The following is a 728-nucleotide window of genomic DNA, read 5'->3' on the forward strand; positions in this document are numbered from 1 at the left end:
CAGGCAACTTACTGACAATCAGATCATTTAAATCCTTAGCAAGGTTAAGACTTGCACCAGTTAACGGTGCTAACTGCAAACCAAAGCCGAAACCTTGCTTACCATTTTTACTTTTTCTATCTTTTACACCTTGTCTACTCAACACACCATCCCCTGCGTACTGATTATGAAAAATCCCACGCTCACGGTCATAAAATCGATACGGCAACAAGTGATGAAAATGCCCCACTCCTTTCGGCTGCGCATATTTCTTTAACACTGCAAAAGGGCTTTTGTTTCTGGCAAACAACGGCAATGTCGAAATAAAAGAAGAAATGGTCTTACTTATTTTATCTATTTTATCTATTTTACGCATTACTCATCCCCCATCGCTTTAACCGCATCAACCGAATGATTTAACCAATTCGCACCACGCAATACCGTATAGACTACACTCGGCTCGTTATAATTCCCGTCACTGTCTATGTAATCAAAAATCATAATCTTCTGCACCGTATCACCAACCCGCACAGGCTGACCCACCGAGGGCACAGCAATCGATGAGCCAACCACAGAATTCATATTGCTTATCTTGCTTATCTTACCTATCTTTCCGATATTACCTGTCTTTATTTGACCTCCCTGATGATGGGTGGGTATCGTTGAATGAGGTGAGTAAGGTAAATCAAATGAGTCATATGAGTCAAATGCCCCTGCCTGTGATTGGGCATAGACCTCACTCATCGAAA

2 protein-coding genes are annotated in these 728 nt (G+C 41.8%); both read right to left on the reverse strand.

Annotation, left to right across the window (positions count from 1 at the left end):
- Nucleotides 1-355: hypothetical protein (locus DNJ75_RS15050; RefSeq protein WP_157968418.1), on the reverse strand; the 355-nt coding region annotated here is incomplete at its 3' end.
- The coding region (locus DNJ75_RS15055) for a TraV family lipoprotein (RefSeq protein WP_157968419.1) at nucleotides 355-728 on the reverse strand (374 nt) is incomplete at its 5' end. The genes DNJ75_RS15055 and DNJ75_RS15050, both read right to left, overlap by 1 nt.

The organism is Cysteiniphilum litorale, assembly GCF_003428165.1.
In the GTDB taxonomy this organism is placed as follows: Bacteria; Pseudomonadota; Gammaproteobacteria; order Francisellales; family Francisellaceae; genus Caedibacter; species Caedibacter litoralis.